The sequence below is a fragment of the Pseudoalteromonas sp. SR45-1 genome, assembly GCF_014163655.1.
In the GTDB taxonomy this organism is placed as follows: Bacteria; Pseudomonadota; Gammaproteobacteria; order Enterobacterales; family Alteromonadaceae; genus Pseudoalteromonas; species Pseudoalteromonas distincta.
Window position 1 is genome coordinate 18,166 of record NZ_JACJDR010000021.1, and the last position, 22,120, is coordinate 40,285.

The window sequence follows — 22,120 nt, forward strand, 5'->3', positions numbered from 1 at the left end:
ACTCACTACTACGCACAGTATATAAAATAGATGCTGTGCGTTTAAATTACTTGCTAACTCTCTGATTTATTAATACCAATTACCTGTTTGCGCTACCCCTAATATTGAAAATATCTTACACTGGTTTTATCTCAAGCAAGGCCAGTGTTATATGCTAAATATTATTCAATCAAACCGGATGGAAGCCCTGCAAGCGCAGTTCCACCAGCTGTTAAAAATAAACCCATTGCAAAGCCCGTTCGACAAAGAAGTGGTGCTAGTGCAATCGCCGGGTATGTCGCAGTGGTTAAAAATAGGTTTGAGCGAAAACTTAGGGGTTGCAGCGCAGGTAGATTTTCCGCTGCCGTCGAGCTTTATTTGGCAGTTGTATCAGCAATTACTGCCAAATGTCCCTAAAGAGTCGGCATTTAATAAGCCCAACCTTGCTTGGAAACTGTTTGCAATTTTACCAACCTGCATTGATGAACCGCTTTATTTGCCGCTAAAAACCTATTTAGAGGGCGATATTGACGGGCAAAAAACCTTTGCGCTATGCGAAAAAATAGCCGATGTGTACGACCAATATTTAATGTACCGACCGCACTGGATAGCCACATGGGATAGCGGCAAAGATGAGCTTGATGACGTAGATGTAGCCATTGCCCCATGGCAACCTGATTTATGGCGACGCATTGTAAAGCTAAGCCAAGAACTTGGGCAAAGCCAATTTCATCGCGCTAATATGCAAGGGCAGTTACTTAAAGCACTTGAGACTATGGATAATAGCTTACTGCCACAACGCATTAGTTTATTTGGTATATCGGCGATTGCCAGCTCCCAGCTTGAGGTGTTTGAAGCACTGAGTAAAAAAACAGAGGTTATATTATTCTTTTTTAACCCAAGTGAGCACTACTGGGGCGATATCATAGATGAAAAAACAGCAGCTAAAATAAGCGCTAAATACGCCAAAATGCCGCTGGTGGAAGCGCAACAAAAAAAACAAACCAATCCAGATGAAGAATACTACTTTATTGGTAATCCGTTGTTATCGTCGTGGGGTAAATTAGGCCGCGACTATTTTGAACAACTTGTACAGTTAGATGCCCGTTGGATTGATGGTTTTATTGATGTGTTTGACGACACCTTACTAGGGCAAGTACAAAGCGAGATTTATCAGCTTGCGTTTAAAGGCGAATCGCTGAGTGATAACAAAGAGTGGTTTATAAACAACGAAGGTAAGTTACCAATCAGCGCAACCGACACCAGTATTACGCTCAGCGATTGCCATACACCGCTCAGAGAAGTTGAGCGCTTGCACGACTACTTACTTAACTTATTTAATCAAAACCCAACGCTTACCCCCAAAGACATAATTGTCATGATGCCCGATGTAGGCACTTACAGCCCTTATATTGAAGCTGTATTTGGCGGGGCGCAAGGCAGCCGTTTTATTCCGTACGCATTGGCCGATTTAGCCATAGAGCAAGAAAAGCCCGTCCTTAGTTCATTTGCGAGTTTAGCTAACTTACCGTTTTCGCGCTTTGGTGTGTCGGATATTCTCGATTTATTACAAGTGACGCAAATAGCCGAAAAGTTTGGGCTTGAAGCGCACGAATACGAGCAAATTCAATATTGGCTTGAACGTGTAGGGGTAAAATGGGGTATAAACGCAGCGCATAAAAGCAGCTTTGATTTACCCGCTATCGATTTAAATACCTGGCAACATGGGCTCAACCGTTTACTGCTTGGTATAGCCATGCGCGACGAACAATGCCCGTTTAACGGTATTTACAGCGCTGATGAAGTAGAAGGCATGGCGCTTGATACGCTCAACAAGCTCGTGCATTTTATTGATGTACTGCAAAGCTTTAAAGAGCAGCTAACGCCCGATGATACGCTCACTAATAAAGCGCATATTTTAAGCGAGCTATTAAACGCCATATACGAAAGTGAAAGCGACGACAGCTGGGATTTATTAGTACTTCAAAACGTGCTCGAAGAGTTACAAAAACACCACGACAACGGCGATTACAGTAAAGCAGTTTCGCAGCGTATTGTTAGTTACTTAGTTAAACAAGGCATTCAAGAAAAAGGCGTAGGGCAGCGGTTTTTGGTTGGGCAAGTAAACTTTTGTACGCTTATGCCCATGCGCGCCGTACCATTTAAAGTGGTATGCATGCTGGGCTTAAACGATGCTGACTACCCGCGTAACGTACAGCCTATTGGTTTTGACTTAGTGCCTTATTCTAAAAAGCAAAAAGGTGACCGATCACGTAAATTAGATGACCGCTACTTATTTTTAGAAGCGCTACTGAGTGCCCGCGACAACTTATACATGAGTTACATTGGTCGCTCGTGTTTTGATAACCAACCGCGCATGCCATCAACCCTTGTAAGCGAGCTGTTGGAATATATTGGGCGTAGTTTTGTATTAAGCGAAAAGAGTGAAAAAACGCTGCCCGCATGTCTAATTAATCAGCAGCATTTACAGCCCTTTAATAGCCATTACTATTTAGCCGATGAGCAAGCAAATACTGTGCTGAGCAACCACAGTTACAATCCAATTTGGCTGCCAAGTGAGTCAATTAAACCAGAGCCAGTTATTGCGCTTGATGTGACTGTGCCAGATCAGCTAGATCTTGATGTGTTTATTAGAAGTGTGTGCAGCGCACAAGAGAGCTTTTATCAACAAACATTGGGCTTACGCCTGCTACAATTTAACGAAGTAGCAAAAGACGAAGAACCCTTTAGCCTAGATGCGCTGCGCCGTTATTTTTACCTTGATGAAATACTCGAAGCAAACATAAACGAGCAACCCCTAAGTACCGAGCAAATACTGCAGCGGGGTGAGTTACCTCAAGCCAATGTAGGCAGTCTCATATTTGAGAGTATGGAGCACCGAGTTGACGCGCTTGCAGGGCAAGTAAAAGAGCACATTAAAGGCGGGAAAAGTGAGCCAATAGAAGTTTTGCTTACCATTGAAGGCACTAAAGTAGAGGGCTGGCTCAATCATGTGTATTTGCAAAAACAAGTGTTTTACCGCAGTGCGAGTATTAAAGCGAAAGATTTAATTAAAGGCTTTATTTATCACCTCGCAGCGCAAAGTATGGATCAACAAGTAGAAACATTGTTACTTGGGCTTGATAAGCAAATTACCTTTGCGCCAATTAATAAAGCTGATGCCGATGCATTGTTACTTGATTGGTTTGAGTTATACAAAGCGCTGCGCGCGGAGCCTGTGCCGTTCTTTCCGGTAAGTGGTTATGAATACGTTAAAAGCGGCGGCGATATAACAAAAGCAATGAGCAAATTTAGCCCGCAATACATAGGGCGAGGCGAGGGCGAAAATCCGTATATTCGCTTAACGGTGCAATCGCTAAATGACTGCCAAGAAGAATTTATAAAATGGAGTGATAAATTGCTCACGCCTTTATTTGAACACGCAAAGGAGAGTGACCATGCAAGCACTTAATCCTCTTACTATGCCGCTCATTGGTCAAAGTTTAATAGAAGCCAGTGCGGGTACCGGCAAAACCTATACGATTACGGGGCTGTATTTACGTTACTTACTAGGTATGCAAATAGAAGGTGAGTTAAGTACGCCGCTCAGTGTTGAGCAAATTTTGGTTGTAACCTTTACCGACGCCGCCACCCAAGAAATTAAAGACCGCGTACGCAGCCGAATTATTGCTGCGCGCGACGCATTGCTTGGGCAAGACCCAAACGACGAACTCATTGAAGGCGTAATTGCCAAAATTGATGATAAGCACCGCGCGTTTGATTTGCTCGATGCAGCTGCTAAATCAATGGACGAAGCCGCTATTTTTACTATTCATGGCTTTTGTCAGCGGATGCTAAAACAACATGCGTTTGAGTCGGGAGTGGCGTTTAATCTCGAATTTATTTTAGATGAGCGCGACATATTACTTGAAACTATTAAAGATTTTTGGCGTGCGTTTGTATACCCACTTAATAAAGAACGCACCGATGCTATTTTAGATGTATTTGCCGCACCAGAGTCTTTATTCGCTCAAGTGGCGAGTATTTTAAACAAAGCTAATGCGCACATTACGCCACAAATAAATTTAGACGATGTGTGGAAAGCCCGTGACGAGTACATAACCCGTGTGCCTGCATTTAAAAAAGCGGTGTTAGAGCAAGAGTTTATCGGTGCTATTAAAAGCTCGGGTTTAAGCGGGTCTAAAACGCCAGCACGAAAAGGCAGCCTTGGTGCGCTTGAAGCATTTTGTTTAGGCGGCGATTTGTTTTTTGAATTTGGCACTAGCAAGTATTCGTTTGAAGTGTGGAGTACAGAAAACTTAAGCGATGTGAGCAATTATAAAAAAAATCAGCCATTATTTGTGCATCCATTACTGAGTCAGTTTGACGAGCTTGCCGGCCTTAACAACACCATAAACCAAGGGCTAAAAATAGCGGTTGTACAACATGCAGCACGCTGGGTAAAAGCCGCAATAGTTAAGCGTAAACAAGAGCAAAGCGTTATCACCCCAGATGACTTATTGACCAATTTACATAGTGCGCTTAATAACGAGCAAGGCGACGTACTAGCGCAAAAAATTGCGCAGTTGTTCCCGGTTGCCATGATTGATGAATTCCAAGATACCGATCCGATTCAGTACGGTATTTTTAGTAAAATTTATGGGCAACAAAATACCACGCTTGCCATGATAGGCGACCCTAAACAAGCTATTTATGGCTTTAGGGGCGCAGATATTTTTACCTATATTGGCGCAAAAGAAGCTGTACAGACTGATCAGCAATTTACGCTGGGTACTAACTTTCGCTCAAGCACCGATATAGTCAATAGCGTTAATAGTTTATTTGGCAAACATGCTAACAGCTTTATTTATAACGACGCTATACCCTTTATCGCAGTAGCTGCTAAAGGTAAAAAAGCGGAAGACTCTTTTTTAATTGATGGCAAACCCGCGACCGCATTCGAATTTAATGTATTTGTGGATGAAGCCGCCGATGAAAAAAACAAACCAACCAACAAAGGTGTAGGGCAAGCACATTTAGCCACTCACTTTGCTAATAAAATAGTGACCCTGCTTGAAAAAGCAAAACAAGGGGATGCGTGTATTGGCAGTACCCCTGTCAGCGCTGCCGATATTTGTATATTAGTGCGCGACCGTGTTGAAGCGCAAATAATGAAAAAAGCGCTAGGTGATGCCAAAATTTCCAGCGTGTATTTATCGCGCGAGAGCGTTTTTAGCCAAGAGCTTAGCCATCACCTACTTAACTTTTTAACAGCGCTGCATGGACAATATGATGAGTCATTGCTGCGCGGTGTTTTAGCTGGTCCGCTATTTTGTTTAAGTTATAACGAAATACATGCACTCGCTGATGATGAAAATAAATGGCAAGACTACTTAAACTTTTTTGCACAACTTAGCCACATTTGGAACAAGCAAGGCGCTATGGCAATGCTTGAGCGCTTAATGAGCCATAACCAACTTAGCGCTAAATGGCAAGGGTTAGGATATAACGTTGAGGGTTGGCTGACGGACTTTAGGCACTTGGGCGAAATACTTCAGCAAAAACAAATAGAGCTTGAAGGCACGCTGCGTTTACTGCGATGGTTTGCACAAAAGGTAAGCCAACAAGACGGTGAAACAGTACAGGTACGCCTAGAAAGTGACGCCAACTTAGTTAAAATTGTCACTATGCATGCCTCAAAAGGGCTTGAATACCCTTTGGTATTTATGCCGTTTGCCAGTGGCTATCGCGAAACAAAAGAAGCGCTTTATCATAATAATGGCAAGCTAGTTTACGATTTAAGTAAAGACGAAGATGCCCTTCAAAAAGCAGAACAAGAACGCCTAGCTGAAGATTTACGCCTGCTTTATGTAGCACTTACTCGCGCCGTACATTTTTGTGCGCTTGGTGTTTATAACATAGGGCAAGGACAAAGTAGCCGCTTGGCTATGCAAAGTAGTGCACTTGGGCATGTTTTATTTGCAGGGCTTGAACTTGCCAGTAGCCAAACATGGCGCACGCATTTAAGTGAGTTTTGCGACGCTAACATCGCGATGAGCTATCAGCAATTTACCTCACAAACATTATTAGAGCAGGGAACACTTTGTTTTAATAACAGTGAAAGTGCGCAGCAAACGTTAAGTGTTAATAAAGTAACAGCAAATATTGAACGTAACTGGCGAGCAACCAGCTTTAGTGCGTTGAGCTTTAAAAAGCACAGCGACCAATTAGCCCCAGGGCGAAGTGATGAAGATCACGAAAAAGACGAGTTTGCAGTGCAAGAGGACGAACTACCATCACCTTATAGTTTTCCTAAAGGGGCAAAGCCTGGTAGCTGTTTACACGAAATATTTGAACAAATAGATTTTACTAGCCCAATAGTTCACCCAACTAATACCGAGCAAAACTTATCTGAAGTAGTTAAGCGCAGCCTTGAAAAGTACCACATAGGTGATCTATGGCGAGAAGTGGCTGAAAAGTGGGTACTTGATGTTCTTGCGTGCCCCCTAGATAACAGTTCTTTAGAAAAAAGCCTTCTTTCATTGGGTGTGCTTACACCCAAAGATTGCCTAGTCGAAATGGAATTTAATTTACCTCTTGAGAGCTTAAGTGCACCAAAGCTAAACGAAATGCTGGTTAAACATTTTGGTTTTACACAAAGTAAGCTTGAATTTTCGCACGTAAAGGGCTTGTTAAAAGGCTTTGTCGATTTAATATTTTGCTACCAAGGCAAATATTATATTTTAGATTATAAGTCTAATTATTTAGGTAGCACGCCAGCTGATTACGAGAGCGACATGCTTGAGCAAGCGATGAGCAGTCATCAGTATCATTTACAGTATTTAATTTACACCGTAGCACTGCATCGTTTATTAAAACAACGTATAGCTGATTACTCAATAGAAACTCATTTAGGCGGCGTGTATTACACATTTTTACGAGGAATGCCGGCAGGGCAAGGTGTGTACTTTAAAAAGCTAACTGAAGAACAAGTGATTATTTTAGATGGCTTATTTAGCCAAGGAGCCATGCTATGAGCGATTTAAATGAGCAACCTGGCTTGTTTGACGATATAGACGAGACACTTGATAATGATGCAGCAGAGCCTCTTACTTCAAAAAATGTAGCACAAGATGCCTCATTAGAGGACATTGTGTTAAATAATACGATTATCGAAGTCCCGTTACTTGAATATTTATTAGCGCAAAATAGACTACGTGTAGTTGATGTTAAACTCGCAGAATTACTGTGTGCTAATGACATTGAGCAACCTCATAATGAACTGTTTTATATTATTTTATTGCTGTGCTTATCGCAGCAAAGCCAGCATAGCTGCCTAACCTTAAATGAGGTTGACTGGAGCAATCCTTTTAACTTGCGCAACAGTGACTTTAATAAACTAGATGGCAATGTACCCAGTACACTAAGCCCGTTTAGTGATGACTTTAATGTACATACAGCGCTCAGTTATTTACAAAACCATGAAAGCGTGGGCGAGAGTAAACCACTGCAACTGTTTAAAGAGCGACTTTATTTTGCGCGCCTTGCCGGTTATGAGCAAACACTCGCAGATAGACTATTAAGCATGAGCGAGCGAAAGCTCAATATTAATAATGAAATATTGGCAGAACTTTTAAATACCTATTTTCCTGCTGATTCTTCAATTGAAACTGATTGGCAAAAAGTGGCGTGTGCGATTGCTGCCACCAAAGGCTTTAGCGTGATCACGGGTGGTCCAGGTACCGGTAAAACTACCACAGTGACTAAGTTGTTGGCTATTTTGCAGTCACTTTATAAAACCGCGCCGCTTAGCATTAAGCTGGTGGCACCGACAGGTAAAGCCGCTGCACGTTTAAGTGAGTCTATTTTAGGCGCTAAAAATAAGCTCACAACGATTCCTGATGATATAAAAACGCTGATACCGCAAAACGCTCAAACTATTCATCGCTTATTAGGCGTAAAACCGTTTACGAATAAATTCAGACATAACAAAAGCAATCCACTGCATTTAGATGTGCTGATTATTGACGAAGCCAGTATGGTCGATTTATCGCTGATGGCTAAATTAATAGAAGCACTGCCTGCGCATGCGAGATTAATACTCCTAGGTGACAAAGACCAGCTGGCCTCGGTAGATACTGGCAGCGTAATGAGCGATTTATGCCAAGGTTTAACACTTGGGCAAACGCCACGCTACTCGCAAGCACGTTGTGATGAGCTAAATAGCTTATGTTTTAATAATGAGCCTAAGCTCGTAGCGCAAAGCGTGAGTGAATTTAAACTCGCAGATTGCGTTGCCTTTTTACAGCACAGTTATCGATTTGATGCACAAAGCGGCATTGGTCAACTCGCACTTGCGGTAAACACAAATAACACCGGTATTTTAAATTACGTTGAGCAAGAAAGTACCGAAGGGCGTTTTAACGATGTAATTTTAGATTACGACTTTGTAGCGAAACCAATTGAAAAGCTTGTTAAAAGTGCAGCAAGTCATTATGCAAAATACCTTAACTTAATTGCCCAAGGTGCAGATGTTGCACAGGTGCATGCTGCTTTTGCTAGTTATCAGCTTTTAGCTGCGGTACGAGAGGGCGATTACGGCGTGCATAGCTTAAATCAGCGAATAGAGCGCGTATTGCAACAGCAAGGTTTAATAACAGTTAGCCCTAATACTCATCATTATACAGGCATGCCCATTATGGTGAGCCAAAACGATTACCAGCTTAAGTTATTTAACGGCGATATTGGTATTTTAATGCCCGATGAAAGCAATCAGCTCAAAGCCATATTTATTGACGAGCAAGGTAATCAACGAGCATTTTCGCCAGCACGACTCCCTGCACACGATAAAGTATACGTAATGACTATTCATAAATCACAAGGTTCAGAGTTTAGTTACACCGCTATGGTACTGCCACCGCTAAAACAAGCGCGCATGGGTATTAACAGGCAATTAGTGTATACGGGAATAACCCGCGCTAAAAATAAGTTTGAGCTGGTGGCTGACAAAAAAGTACTGCAACTAGCAATGAATAAAAGCGTATCAAGAGCATCTGGTTTATATGAAAGGTTACAATTTTAAGCTTAATTTGAATTTTTTATTAATAATTTAGCTTCAAACTGCTTGTTATTTATCGCGTTATTATAAATGTCTTCTATACTAAAGTTAATTTTATATTGAATGTATTCGGGCGTGTTGATCTTTGGTGGGTGAATTTGCAGTAGTGTGTTTGGTTTTTAGGCAAGGCAGAGCCTATGTAGTGTGGTATTTCCCATAAATAGGCGATAACGTAGTATAAATACCAAACATACGCTGCCCTTTGGGTTCTTTCTAGGGACGATTAACTCTTTGTTGCCTACATGGATGTAGGTAAGGGGCGTGAGCAGGACGCGGAAGCTTTGCTCGGTTTTTACTTATTCTTACATGGATGTAAGCCATTAGAATAACGCAGGAGCAGTTATCGAGCCCACTAGGTTACAAACCTCGCGCCGTGATTTAATCGCCCCTAGATTGAACAAATTTCAATCCACAAAGGTCAACACGCCCAATTAAGGATATTAATGTTTTTTTCTAAAAATAAGCAAAATGAAATAGCCTCTTTAAAAGCAGAACTCTATCCGTTACAACAAGTGTGGGAAGGGCTTTACCGAGAGATGTTAGTTGTTAATATTCTTTATGATGGGCGTATTTCGCACGCCAATGATAGGTTTTTAGAAAACTTAGGCTACAACGAAGACGATCTTACTAATAACTCTTTTGATGATTTTATTACTGAGTCATCTCGTCAATCTTCAGAATTTAAAAGCCTACAGCAAGCTATAAAAAAAGAAGGACATTGGGGCGGTGCATTACAAATTGCGCGCGGTGATGGTAAAGCTGAATGGTTACGTTTAATAGTACATCCTGTAAAAGGGGAGCAAGATCAGTTGCTCTATTTTTCTATATTCGGGAGTGTGCTTACAAAAACAATTACGGCTTCCCGCGAGCAAAGCGACACTATCAAAGCGATATATCGCTCTATGGCAGTAATTGAATTTGATTTAGAAGGCCATGTTTTAAAAGCAAATGAGCAGTTTTTATCAGCAATGGGTTATCAAGAAAGTGAATTAATAGGAAAACACCATCGCACATTTTGTGAAGCTTCAGAGTATAATTCCCAAGAGTATCAACAGTTTTGGGCTAAATTAAGAGAAGGACAGTTTATAGCGGAGCGCTTTAAGCGTGTTGATAAATACGGCAATGTTGTATGGTTAGAAGCGTCATATAACCCAATCTCAAATGACGCGAATGAGCTTTATAAAGTAATGAAGTTTGCAACAGTTATTACAGAGCAAGTAAATCAAGAAATTGCGATATCTCAGGCTGCCGAAATTGCTTATAGTACCTCAACCCAAACTGATAAAAAAGCAGAGCAAGGCGCGAGCGTTATACAAGATACGGTTACAGTAATGACCGAGCTTGCTATTAACATGGAGCAAGCTGCAAGTGAAATTTCAGCGCTTGATCAGCAGTCGCAACAAATATCGAGTATTGTACAAAGTATTAGTAGTATTGCAGAGCAAACCAATTTGTTAGCATTAAATGCCGCAATTGAAGCGGCTAGAGCTGGCGAGCAAGGTCGAGGCTTTGCTGTGGTTGCAGACGAGGTTCGACTGCTTGCATCGCGTACATCAAAAGCAACAGAAGAAATAGTAGAAGTAGTACAGCGTAACCAATCACAGACACAAAATACGGTGGCTGTAATAGAAAAAGGTAAAGAAAAAGCAGAGCAAGGTTTAGCACTATCTAAAGAGTCGGGTGATGTGATGCAGGAAATTCAGCAAGGCGCACAAGAAGTTGTAAATGCGATTGGGCAATTTACCAGTGAACTTAAAGCTAACGGCTAGATTAGTTACGTCCTTATTCTAAAGCGGGCACCTTTACCGGTACCCGCTCAACCTACCCCCTCAATATTACTCTCGAAACACCCCTGATAATTTTAAATTTAACAACTATTCTTTATTAACCCATTAAATAATAGGTAATAAGTTTCTTCACCCCTATAAATGATAATAAGTTGTTGCATTTTTGTTCTTTGTTCCTAATACTGGTGAACGCCAAGGCTGACAAGCCCTAGTATGAATACCTTAAATGATAATAAAATATTACGTACATAACATTAAGGAATTGTATGAACAACACTAAGCGCACACACACATTAATTAAACCAAGTCACCTAATTGGTGCTGGGCTTGCTATGCTAATGAGCTTTTCTGCTGCGAGTAAAGACTACAAAATTATATTAATTCACGGGTTACAAACTTCGCAAATAACCAATAAGTCGGGTAGTGATGTAATTAATGACGGTGAAACATATTGGCAATCGTACTGGAATAATCGTGCAGATGAGCGAATTGATTGGCCTGCTTATGAGCGAATTGAAGGTAAAATTGCTACCGATTGGGTGTGGCCAAAGTTAAAGCAAATTTCACGCTCTAATTTATGCAGTGATGGCTGTGTATTTGTAACACATTCAACAGGCGACTTAGTTGCACGCCATATTATTGATAACCAAGAAAACTGGTTAGAAAACGAAGGCTTACAGCCGCTTAATATTGTTGCGACGTTTGATTTAGCAGGCGCGGGTGGTGGAAGTGAGCTTGCAGATGTAGCAGTTAGTGCTTTAACTGGCGCATCATGGAACTTTGCGGTCGATGCAGCACTCAAATGGTGGCTAGGGAGCGATGTAACCGAAGCTGTTGGTGTATTACACGATTTAAAAGTGAATAATGCCCGTAAAATATCGCCATTTCCTGATGCACGTACACCTAGATTACGCTTTGTGGCAGATGGTAATGCGTATTTAGGTTTAACAGGTGGATTTTTAAAAGGTAATGATGATTCGGTTGTAGCATCGCACTCTTCATGTGGTGCAAGTTCGGCTGGCTCGTTTGGAAGTTGTAGCAGCAGTATTGATACAGATGGCCATTTAAAATCGCAAGGTGATGCTGTTAGTAGCTTTATGCCAAATCATTATCCAATGATGATGAGTGACAGTTATAGCCATAACGAAATACATAACGCGCAGCGTAAAGGTAATGTCACAATAGCCATGAATAACGTAAATGTTGAAGGTAATAACGTAGGGTTCAATACGTTTGATAAAACTACAGGTAGTTGGTTTTGGAAAAAACAATATCGTTATATTAGGGATTCAAATAATTTAAGTGCATCAGCACTTATTTATAATGTGATTCCATAACATAGAAGGCGTGTAGTTATACCAATCTGCATAAATCTTTGATCAATTTAACGAATTAAGTTCCACTATAACGTCGTTAAAAATTTTTTATTTACGACTGCATGGATGCAGGAGGTAGAGCAATGCAGGGAGCAATTGCCGAGAACAACTAGATACAAAAATTTTTGCCTAGTTCTAGCGTAATTTTCTTAACGTTAAATAGACCCATATATAAGCAGATTGGTATTAAAAACTATACGCCTTATAAAAGATTGAAATATAAAAATGAAAAAATTTTATGTCGTTGCTTTAATTATTAGCACTATTTTATTCTCGCTATGGTTTACTGGTAAAAATGATGCTCAAAAAGTTGCTGAGCCAATAAAACCACAGATTAAACACAGCGCGAACGCACCTGACTTATCGCCTGTAAAAGTGATCCCTATAGATGTGCCTAAAGCTAAAAAACCACAATCAAAAAAGCAAATCGCGTTTAATGAAGACCTAACAAAAGCAGCGCAGCAAGTGGTGATGCAATACGAAAGTGCACTTAAGTTTCCTCCTTATTCTCAACCTTTAAGTCCTTTAGATGAAGATCGATTAAAGCCAAATCAGTTTTATCCTGTGTCGAGCCCCATAGGTGAAAGCGGCGATGCTTTAACGGTAAGCCTCAAACAATATCGTTTTGTATATCCAGAAGAAATAACAATAAAGGTAAGCGCTCAAGGGCTTGGTAAAGTGGTCATTGAACTTGCAAATACTGATACAAAGGAAGTATTAAATACCCATACGGGCAATGCGCGTGAAGGTGAGGCAATTATTACATTTAAAGAAGATGAAGATTACCCTCGTAGTTTGCAAGTGTATGTGCAGGGCGATGTTGACGGCAAAAAAGTACCCGTAGTTGCGCAAATTCAATATATGCCGCCAAGTGCTACTTTGACAGGTTTTGAAATAGCTTATGCTCAAAATGAAAACATGATTATGCCAGCTAATTTAACGGTGATAAAAAGTGGTTTGTATCGTGTTAGGGCGAATTTATATAGTGGTGATACACCACTTGCTCATTTGGTATCTAAGGAACGCTTAACACAAGGGAGCCAAACCGTAGACTTAAAAGCTCATTGGTCAGTATTACCTAAGGGCGTTACCGATATGCGCTTAAGTGACTTTGTAATAGAAAGAATGTCGCCAAGCCCAGGTGAGCGTAACAGCTTTGGGAATAGTGAAATAAGCCATTTTGATATAAACGATTTCTCGTACGACAGTTTACAGCAGTTGCCGTATCAGACTAATGCACAAGAAAAGTTAAGTTTAGAGTTTTTACAAGGCCTAGCTGAGAGTTAAAAAGACAACGTAAGGCTGAATTGGTAAATTTAAGGGGGTTGTACATAAATACAACCCCCTTAAATTTGTTAGCCTAGATATGTTAGCTTAAATTTATAGTAACTACACTTGGCGCTTCTTGTTCATCAAGCTCATTAGTAACAGGCACTTTAGGAATGTCTGGCTTATCAAGAGCTATATCGCCACCATCAATGACTTCACCGGTTTGTAAGTTTTTAAAATCAAACAAATCAGCATCAGCTAAGTGTGAAGGCACGACGTTTTGCATTGCTGTAAAAATACTCTCAATACGGCCTGGGTGCTCAGCATCCCATTTAGCGAGCATTGCTTTTGTATGTTTACGCTGTAGGTTTTCCTGCGAACCACATAGGTTACACGGAATAATTGGATAACCTTGTGCAAATGCGTATTGGCTTATATCGCTTTCTTTGGAGTATGCAAGTGGGCGAATAACCATATGCTCGCCGTTATCACTCATTAATTTAGCCGGCATACTTTTTAGTTTTCCACCGTAAAACATATTTAAAAACAACGTTTCAATCATGTCGTCACGATGGTGGCCAAGGGCTATTTTAGTTGCGCCTAACTCATTTGCTGTGCGGTATAAAATACCACGACGCAGTCGTGAGCAAAGTGAACAGGTTGTTTTACCTTCAGGAATAATGTCAGTAACAATGCTGTAGGTATCTTCTTCTACAATTTTGTATTCTACATTTAATTTATCAAGATACTGGGGTAAAACGTGCTCAGGAAACCCTGGTTGTTTTTGATCTAGGTTTACAACAACGAGATCAAACTTTATAGGTGCTACACGTTTTAAATGTTGAAGCATTTCAAGCATTGTGTAGCTGTCTTTGCCTTATATTGAATAATAACATGCAGAAAATATTTTTTTATATTATTTACAACAGGTTAAAGGTTTTAAACTTAACAAAAAATAAGGTAACTGTTAACTATGGAAGAAGAATGAAAGATTTGATGTATTTTCAGGCTTATGATGTTTTACAAAACGTGCTATTAGAAATATTCGGGGAGGGTGTTATTTTGCTTTAAACTTTTCTTTAATTTGATTTAATAACTCTTCCTTCTCGGAGTTATTTAAGTTAGCTATCTGAATTACCAATTCGGCTGTTATGTCGTCTTCACAAAAGAAATAGTTTAGTGGAACTCCTAGTTCTAAAGATATTCTCTTCAGCGTTTTAATGTCAGGTGTGTGTCTACCTTTCTCATAGTGATTCATGCGACTGCTCGCAGAGCTAGAATCAAGACCAATAAGAATCCCCAAATCCTTTTGAGATAAGTTAGCTTTTTTTCTGGCTTTAGCAAGCTGAGTTGGTATGGGGTTAATATATTCCAATGAATTATCATAAAAAACGACTTTATACTTAGATTCTCTAAGTTTTAGTCTATCATGTATACTTAGGAATCCTAAGCGCGTGGGTACTTATGACAAATACTTCTAGAGTGAATATTAAATTACATGAACTTATTGAGACCGGTGCACCAATTATTGAAGTGGCTAGTGAAATTGGAGTTTCTACTAAGCAGTTAAAGGCTTGGATTGCACAGGTTCACAAAGAAAGTTTTGACACTAACAAAAATAAATTTATTTTGATGAAGGTTGAGGAGCACCTTCAACATACATCGAGAGAAAGGGAAGTATTATTAAAAGCTGCGAAAATATTTGCTCGAGAGATGAAAGATACATAATACAAAGACATATTTATTATTGTTCTACTGTCTAGCTCACTGTATATTCAATGAAAAAATTAACCCATGCATAGTATGAAATTAGCTTGCCTTTATATTAGTGAACATCATCAGCTTAAAAACCTTTTTATACCGCTGATGTCTGAATTTATTTTCGATTTTAACGATAGTGTATTAAAGATAAGTAAAAATGAGTTTTACGTACCTGACTATTATAAAGGGCTAAATTTACAAGCTGTCATAGGTAACAATGGCTCCGGAAAAACCTCTATATTAGATTTTATCGAAAGTATTCATAGCTACAGTGAAAGCTCTGGTTTTTATTTATTTTTTGACTCGACTTTAAATTTATTTTCTAAAGTCGAGTTAAATATCGGTAGGTTAGATGTGAGGTTTTGTGAGCAACTTAAAGAATATTCAGTACGAAATTTTTTGCCGAGAGGTATGCACACAGTTGTTAAAGTTAATAATCTGTCGAAATTTAGCTCAAATAAAAAACCTAAAATGAAAAATGTTGTCGATCTAACATCTGAAAGGCTTAGTAGTAGTAAAGTAAATAGAACCAAGCAATTACGTAATTTGTTCACATATTTAGGCCGTAAAAACAAAGCTAATGAAAGTCAGGTTTATTATACTTTTAAGTTCAGAGGATGGACTCCAGCTCTGAAGAATTGGTTGAAGCAATCCTTTCTTTTCGATATTACGAAAAAAGGTTTTTTTCATGATAATAGAGAGCTTTTTCTTAGATTCCCTGAAAAATATAAACTCTCTGTTTCAGAAGTAGATGAGCTTTTCTCTTCTCTAGGCTCTATTAGAGAGCCTAGCGATATTCCTGGTCCCCTGCAAGGTTTGACTGATGAATTAAGCGATCTTTTCTTAAATAATTTTTCATCGTATGTTTATGATGGGGAAGCATTGGCTGTCTTAGTCCCTCCTGACTCTAAACTAGATGACACAACTTCTGCGGCAATATTAGCTAAGGGAATTTTGAATATCTTCAGGTATAATATTCAAAAGATTGATATTGAGCAAAGTTTATCTGCTGATCTTTGTATGGCTTTAGTTAATAAGCTTTTTTTCGAAACTCATTCGCTTAAAATTAACAACGTTAGTTCACGCCTGAATATACGGAGGTGTATTACAGAAACAATAGAAAAAGCCATAACTATTAATACTTCAATAGATAAAAAAAACTATCACTCTATCGTCAATTTATGCACAACGTTTGAAGAGGCTGTAGAAAAGGACTTAGATATTTTACTTGAGGTTGTTAGAAACATCAGTTGCGTAGATTTATCGGTTGTATTTGAGAATGATATTCATGATATTGTGGCTTATAGATCTGATCTTGATGAACCTTTCCGAGATTTAAAATTTAGTCTTTATGAATATTTTCCTACAGGTAGTCTCATTCACTTTCCAAATTATTCAGGATTAGAACAAGTGAAAGTAAAAGAGCCTCTTGATATTCTTTATGTTTCAGAACAAATTGATAAACTCCCAGATTACCTCCAAAAAAATATTGATCATGGTTGGCAAGGCTTGAGCAGTGGAGAGTTTGCTAAGACAAGTTTATTTTCATCTATTTTTAGTTGTTTGATAGCAGATGAGCCACCTGAATTTAAGTTATTTTTAATTGATGAAGCTGATCTATATTTACACCCAGAATGGCAACGGAAATTTATTTTTGAACTAATAGAATTAATAAAAAGTATCGGTTACGAGTCAAAGACACAATTTATTATAACTACGCATTCTCCACTTATAATTGGCGATTTTTTACCTGAAGATATCTTAGCTTTAAAAGTTGTAGCTGGAAAAACAGTTATTAGTAATTCACTAGGGTTTGGAACTAAGTTATCAGACTTTTACTTGGAAGGTATGCACCTTGATTCTACGTACGGGGAGCACTCAAGATCAAAGCTTCAAGCGCTTATAGATGCAAAGCTCACAGGCATACCGTTAACAAGAGAACAATTGAATCTAGCTTATAAAATATGTAATAAATCACTTCAGGAATCTTTGTTAGATGATTAAGTTTAAATACTCTTTTCCTGAAGGCTTTAGCAATAAATTAAAAAACTCTAATTTTTTAAAAAATGCTTTATTACATCAAAAAGCCGTATATGCAGAGATGATGAATCAGTGTCAGATTAGTTCAAATTTTTACAGTGCTTTATTCAGCGAATCATTTCTTTTAAGCTTAATATTTTGTTCTCCAAAAAATTTAAGCCGAAAAATAAATGAGGTTTATGAAAATTATCCTCTTCTTGCAGATAGATTTAATCCATACTTTAACTTTAGAAGTTATGATTTAAATTTTGACGTCTCTTTGATTAAATCAAAAACTATTACAGATAGAAACTCTGTTTTTGCATTAAAAGCTAAATTTATCATTGAATTGGGAAAAATTCGCAACGAAAAATCATCTATATTATCTAATTACTTTTATGCAGAACTTATAAATGCAACAACCTCAATAAAAATCTACCATGTATGTTGTAGAATAAGAAATATACACTTAGGCATTTCAGCTACACCAAAAGTTGTTCGAAACAAATACCCGTTGTGGTTTCATAAACTAGAAAAAATATTTAATTATGAAGCTCTGAGAGCTGAATTAGGGCAAGAAATAATTGAATCAAGCTCTTTGGAGATTTGCCCTTATTGTAATAAAAGAGATATCGAAACCACTTTAGGTAGAAATGTTATAGCTAGAGCCGATTTAGACCATTTTTACCCTAAAAGTAAATACCCTTTTTTAGCAACCACACTATACAATTTAATTCCTGCGTGTAACTTTTGTAATCAGAAGTTTAAAAAGTCTATAGACACTTATTTGAAAAACATGCATCCACTTATTGCCGGAACTAGGGGCTATAGGGTATTTAGTTTTGCACCTTTATTAGATAAGCCGCCTTTGATTAATTTAAGTGGTTGCGCTAAGTTCAATAATAACATTATATTATTTGAGCTTGAGGCGGAGTATCAGAAAGGTTCTATAAAGCGAGAATATATTTCAATGAATGATAAATTTGAACTACTTAAAGGTATATATGGCCCCAATTTCGAGCAGTTCATAAATACTAAAGAAAATATTGTTACTATGTTTGATATCGGAGGCAAAAGAAATACACATAATACTAGCTTATACAAGTTTAGGTTAGATACATTTAGTCATTTAACTAATAAAAACTATAGGTACTAGTTCAAGAACCACATCTATTAACAAGCCCAAATTCACTCTATTTTGTATCTATAGAATATTTCATCTACGCACTAAATGCCTTATAATCCGCGCCAAACTTCTACTTATGTATAACTGCCAGTCACACTGGCCGTGCGGGCAAGACCAATGAACTTACAAGATACCAGAAAAGATACGCTTGAACTAAATAAACTTCAAAAAAGACTCAGAAGAAATGTTGGCAATGCTATAACTGAGTATAATATGGTTGAAGATGGGGATGTTGTGATGGCTTGCATAAGTGGAGGGAAAGACTCATTTGCTATGCTTGACATCTTATTGCAGCTTCAGAAGTCAGCCCCAATAAAGTTCGATGTCATCGCGGTTAACTTAGATCAGAAACAACCTGGTTTTCCTGAACATATTTTGCCAGAGTACTTTGAGACATTAGAAATTCCTTATTATATAGTGGACAAAGATACATATTCAGTTGTTCGAGAAAAAGTTCCGGAAGGTAAAACTACCTGTGGCCTTTGCTCTCGTCTTCGTCGTGGTACTTTATACTCATTTGCAGAAAAAATTGGTGCGACTAAGCTAGCACTTGGTCATCACATGGATGATATTGTAGAAACTATGTTCTTAAATATGTTTCATGGTTCTCGATTGAAAGCGATGCCTCCAAAACTACGTTCAGATGACGGCCGCAATGTCGTTATTCGTCCTTTATCTTACTGTCGAGAGAAAGATCTCATTACCTACGCTGAACACAAAGCCTACCCTATAATTCCTTGTAATTTATGCGGCTCACAAGAAAACCTGCAACGGCAGTCGATTAAAGGGATGTTAATCGATTGGGATAAAGAGTCACCAGGCCGTGTTGAAAGTATATTTAAATCTATTCAAAACATTAGCCCAAGCCAGTTAGCTGACAAAGATTTATTCGATTTTATTAATTTGCCATTAGCAAGAGATGGTGAGCGTGACGCTTACGAGTTTAGTGAAGCAACAGTATCATCTTCGAATATAGATGAATCATTATATATAGACGTTACTAATATATAGTTGTAATGGTCAACTAAGTTTGAATTGGCGACTAATTAGAGATGTCTACGTTAGGCGCATATGTTTTTAAGTTGCAACCATTTGAACTAATTAGATTGTTTATAAACGTTTTTTCGTTAAAACTTTCTTTGAGCTCATATTTATCTTTTATGTATTTCCATTAATTTAGGTACTCGCAATGAAAGTGCTTATTTCGGGGCATCCACTTATCTGGCGGCTGAGCGCCTTTAGATCGGTTGGCGTTGTCTTCCACAGCTAAAAGGTTTTCAAAGTCGTTGGCAAACGATCTTCTTTGCTCTTTAGTCCAATGTTTACCCCCCATTTCATGGGCATGGGATAAAGGTACAATATGGTCAATGTCGATATCTGAGGCTTTATAAAACGTTTGAGCAGTGTATGGGTCTATCCATTCACCCCAAGAAACGTTGCAGGGCTTATTTCGTTTAAATTTAATTGGTGACTTTGAATCTCTAATAAGTATTTCAGCCCTTGCATCCTGGCAGTCATTATCGGCATCAACCCAGTGTGGCCAATCTTTTCTATTATAAGTAAGCGAGCCAACCGCGAAGTCTTATATTTGGCGTACTGGATGTTGGCTTGCTTTTACTGCTATGGCAGTGATATTCGTTTCGCTTTTTATCGCTATGGCAACCCTCTGAATTCGTTCGACCACTGTGAGCTGAGGCACTAATGGAGGCCATCAAAGTTAGTATTAATATTAGCGCTTTCATTTAAATCCCTTATACCTGACTTTTTTAACTAATAACGTACTGTCTAAAACTAGGGTTGATAAATAGACAATAACCGATTTAATTGCATTTTATAATAGGGATGTCTGACCATCGTGTTGTGTAGTGGGGTGATAAGAAAGCACGCTTCATATTCCACGTTTGTGTAAGCTTTTCACTGCCGAGTGATAAAGTGACCACGCCATAGCGTTTATTTATAGCATCTAAGCACTCCATCATCCTTGGTTTATCTTCACTGACAGAAAACATGTCATCCTGTTGGAATAACTCACTCTCTAATTCTATTGCACCAATGCCGCAGCGATAAAAGCGCGTATTTATTTTAAAAATATCATTTATGACGTCAGAGACGGCTTTAGCCATAACGGTGGTATCCGATGTTGGTATAGGAAAGTCGTAAAGAAGTGATTTTTTATAATAAAATTCTTCGTGAGATGAGCTGGCAGCAAATATAACGATACGTTTTGCTAAAGTGTGCTGCTTCCTCAGTTTACGGCCAACAATGGCAGCATGTGTAACGAGAGCTGATTTTGGTGTTATATCACAGACCCTTTCACCAAAGCTTCTTGTAGAGTATATCTCTTTTTTATTTTGCTTTACTTCATCCCAACTTAAACACGTAATACCGTTTAATTCGCTGACTGTTCGCTCAACGACAACGCTAAACATTCTTCTCATGGCTTTAGGGTTTTGGCAAGCGAGCTCCCATGCTGTGTTAATCCCCATGAACTTAAATTTTTTTCCTAAACGGGAGCCGATGCCCCATACATCAGTGACATCCATTCGCGTCAATATTGCTTGGCGAGAGTGCTCATCGTTAATAACTGCAACACCGTTATAGCCGGACAGCTTTTTAGCTGCATGGTTGGCGGCTTTAGCTAGCGTAGGTGTCGTACCAAATCCAACACCAACGGGTAGACCGGTTTCACGCCAAACGGCACGGCGTATTGTTTGCCCAAAGTCGGCCCAATCATCAATGATTTTAGTGAAGCCAGTAAAACGAAGGAAAGACTCATCGATACTATAAACATAGTGGTCATCACAAAAGCGGTTTATCACCGTCATCATTCGCTCGCTCAAATCAGCATACAGCTCATAGTTTGATGAGCGAACAACCACATTATGTTGTTCTAGGTAGTTTTTAACTTTGAAGTAAGGCTGGAATTTAGGAATGTTAAGTTTTCTGGCAATAGGGCATATGGCGCAAATACACCCATCGTTATTTGTTAGAACCACAACTGGTTTAAAGCGAATAGAGGGGTCAAAGACCTTTTCTGCACTCGCATAAAAAGCAACAGCATCTACGAGGGCAAACATCGACTCAGCTCGGCTTTATTCTTATGAAGACGAATGCTCGAAGTAACAACACCTTCTAATTTAAAATCATCATCTTCAGAGATATAAACAGACTGATAGTTTTTAGATGCAGAAATGAGTAAACGGTTTGTTTTATCTATTATTTTACACACAAAAGTCCCGTTATAACTCGCAACAATCACATCGCCAGTACTCACATTTTCAGATCTATCTACAACGAGTAAGTCACCATCGAAAATCCCTACATCTTGCATTGATTCACCCGATGCTAAACCGATAAATGTCGCATTAGGGTGCCTTATTATGAGTTCATCGAGTGAAATCCCAAGCTCTGTATATTCTGCTGCAGGAGACTCAAATCCTGTAATACCGGCCTCTATAAAAATTGGAATAACAAACATATGCACCTCTATACTGTTTATATGTACTGTATAATTCAGGTTGCAGAACTTACCAAGAAATTTAAATGTTAAATGAGAGCTTAACTAAACTAATATCGTTCTTACTTCAGCAAAACAATGAATTATCGAGATTTCATTTTTAATGAG

The 22,120-nt window shown here is 38.8% G+C and carries 15 protein-coding genes and 1 pseudogene; 10 read left to right on the forward strand and 6 right to left on the reverse strand.

Translation table 11 applies throughout. The features are described 5' to 3' along the window. The first annotated feature begins 151 nt into the window (after positions 1 to 151). The 6 genes from recC to H5089_RS17990 all read left to right on the forward strand — a co-directional run bounded on the left by recC (position 152) and on the right by H5089_RS17990 (position 13,547). Positions 152 to 3,451: an exodeoxyribonuclease V subunit gamma gene (gene recC, locus H5089_RS17965; RefSeq protein ID WP_182712789.1), complete on the forward strand. Its 3,300-nt coding sequence runs from the start codon at positions 152 to 154 to the stop codon at positions 3,449 to 3,451. Then, complete coding sequence (gene recB, locus H5089_RS17970; protein ID WP_182712790.1) at positions 3,438 to 7,016, forward strand: exodeoxyribonuclease V subunit beta; 3,579 nt, start codon at positions 3,438 to 3,440, stop codon at positions 7,014 to 7,016. Before recC ends, recB begins: the two co-directional genes overlap by 14 nt. Further along, entirely contained in the window at positions 7,013 to 9,061 is a 2,049-nt protein-coding gene (recD, locus tag H5089_RS17975; RefSeq protein ID WP_182712791.1) for an exodeoxyribonuclease V subunit alpha, read from the forward strand. Before recB ends, recD begins: the two co-directional genes overlap by 4 nt. A gap of 479 nt (positions 9,062 to 9,540) precedes the next feature. Continuing rightward, positions 9,541 to 10,866 carry a PAS domain-containing methyl-accepting chemotaxis protein gene (locus tag H5089_RS20450; protein WP_182694117.1) on the forward strand — a complete coding sequence of 442 codons (1,326 nt, stop codon included), beginning with the start codon at positions 9,541 to 9,543 and terminating at the stop codon, positions 10,864 to 10,866. A gap of 284 nt (positions 10,867 to 11,150) precedes the next feature. Further along, positions 11,151 to 12,221, forward strand: a complete 1,071-nt coding sequence (locus tag H5089_RS17985; RefSeq protein WP_182712792.1) for a hypothetical protein — start codon at positions 11,151 to 11,153, stop codon at positions 12,219 to 12,221. Positions 12,222 to 12,485: 264 nt separating this feature from the next. Next, positions 12,486 to 13,547 carry a hypothetical protein gene (locus H5089_RS17990; protein WP_182712793.1) on the forward strand — a complete coding sequence of 354 codons (1,062 nt, stop codon included), beginning with the start codon at positions 12,486 to 12,488 and terminating at the stop codon, positions 13,545 to 13,547. Between the two features lie 82 nt (positions 13,548 to 13,629). Here the strand turns inward: H5089_RS17990 and ttcA (H5089_RS17995) are convergent. Beyond that, positions 13,630 to 14,406, reverse strand: a pseudogene (gene ttcA, locus H5089_RS17995) (tRNA 2-thiocytidine(32) synthetase TtcA); the annotation flags it as partial. Between the two features lie 180 nt (positions 14,407 to 14,586). Beyond that, positions 14,587 to 14,904 carry a helix-turn-helix domain-containing protein gene (locus tag H5089_RS18000; RefSeq protein WP_138739893.1) on the reverse strand — a complete coding sequence of 106 codons (318 nt, stop codon included), beginning with the start codon at positions 14,902 to 14,904 and terminating at the stop codon, positions 14,587 to 14,589. A gap of 89 nt (positions 14,905 to 14,993) precedes the next feature. Here H5089_RS18000 and H5089_RS18005 point away from each other — a divergent pair, with 89 nt between their 5' ends. The 4 genes from H5089_RS18005 to ttcA (H5089_RS18020) all read left to right on the forward strand — a co-directional run bounded on the left by H5089_RS18005 (position 14,994) and on the right by ttcA (H5089_RS18020) (position 19,506). Then, positions 14,994 to 15,257 (forward strand): transposase, encoded by a 264-nt coding sequence (locus H5089_RS18005; RefSeq protein WP_182712794.1) that lies wholly within the window; start codon positions 14,994 to 14,996, stop codon positions 15,255 to 15,257. A gap of 75 nt (positions 15,258 to 15,332) precedes the next feature. Then, positions 15,333 to 17,294, forward strand: coding sequence for an AAA family ATPase (locus tag H5089_RS18010; RefSeq protein ID WP_182712795.1), 1,962 nt, complete (start codon positions 15,333 to 15,335; stop codon positions 17,292 to 17,294). Next, a complete protein-coding gene (locus H5089_RS18015; protein WP_182712796.1) occupies positions 17,287 to 18,465 on the forward strand; it encodes an HNH endonuclease in 1,179 nt (392 codons plus the stop codon). The genes H5089_RS18010 and H5089_RS18015 overlap by 8 nt, the downstream gene beginning before the upstream one ends. A 147-nt stretch (positions 18,466 to 18,612) precedes the next feature. Next, positions 18,613 to 19,506: a tRNA 2-thiocytidine(32) synthetase TtcA gene (gene ttcA / locus H5089_RS18020; RefSeq protein ID WP_182712797.1), complete on the forward strand. Its 894-nt coding sequence runs from the start codon at positions 18,613 to 18,615 to the stop codon at positions 19,504 to 19,506. 160 nt (positions 19,507 to 19,666) lie between these two features. Here the strand turns inward: ttcA (H5089_RS18020) and H5089_RS18025 are convergent, their stop codons facing one another. From H5089_RS18025 to H5089_RS18040, 4 genes are all read right to left on the reverse strand, one after another. Next, on the reverse strand, positions 19,667 to 19,987 hold the full coding sequence (locus H5089_RS18025) for an HNH endonuclease family protein (RefSeq protein WP_182712819.1): 321 nt from the start codon (positions 19,985 to 19,987) through the stop codon (positions 19,667 to 19,669). A 61-nt stretch (positions 19,988 to 20,048) separates the two neighbouring features. Next, a complete protein-coding gene (locus H5089_RS20500) occupies positions 20,049 to 20,237 on the reverse strand; it encodes a YHYH domain-containing protein (protein WP_182712798.1) in 189 nt (62 codons plus the stop codon). 78 nt (positions 20,238 to 20,315) lie between these two features. After that, positions 20,316 to 21,572 (reverse strand): Y-family DNA polymerase, encoded by a 1,257-nt coding sequence (locus tag H5089_RS18035; protein WP_182712799.1) that lies wholly within the window; start codon positions 21,570 to 21,572, stop codon positions 20,316 to 20,318. Next, a complete protein-coding gene (locus H5089_RS18040) occupies positions 21,557 to 21,973 on the reverse strand; it encodes a LexA family transcriptional regulator (RefSeq protein ID WP_182712800.1) in 417 nt (138 codons plus the stop codon). The genes H5089_RS18035 and H5089_RS18040 overlap by 16 nt, the downstream gene beginning before the upstream one ends. Positions 21,974 to 22,120 lie beyond the last annotated feature (147 nt).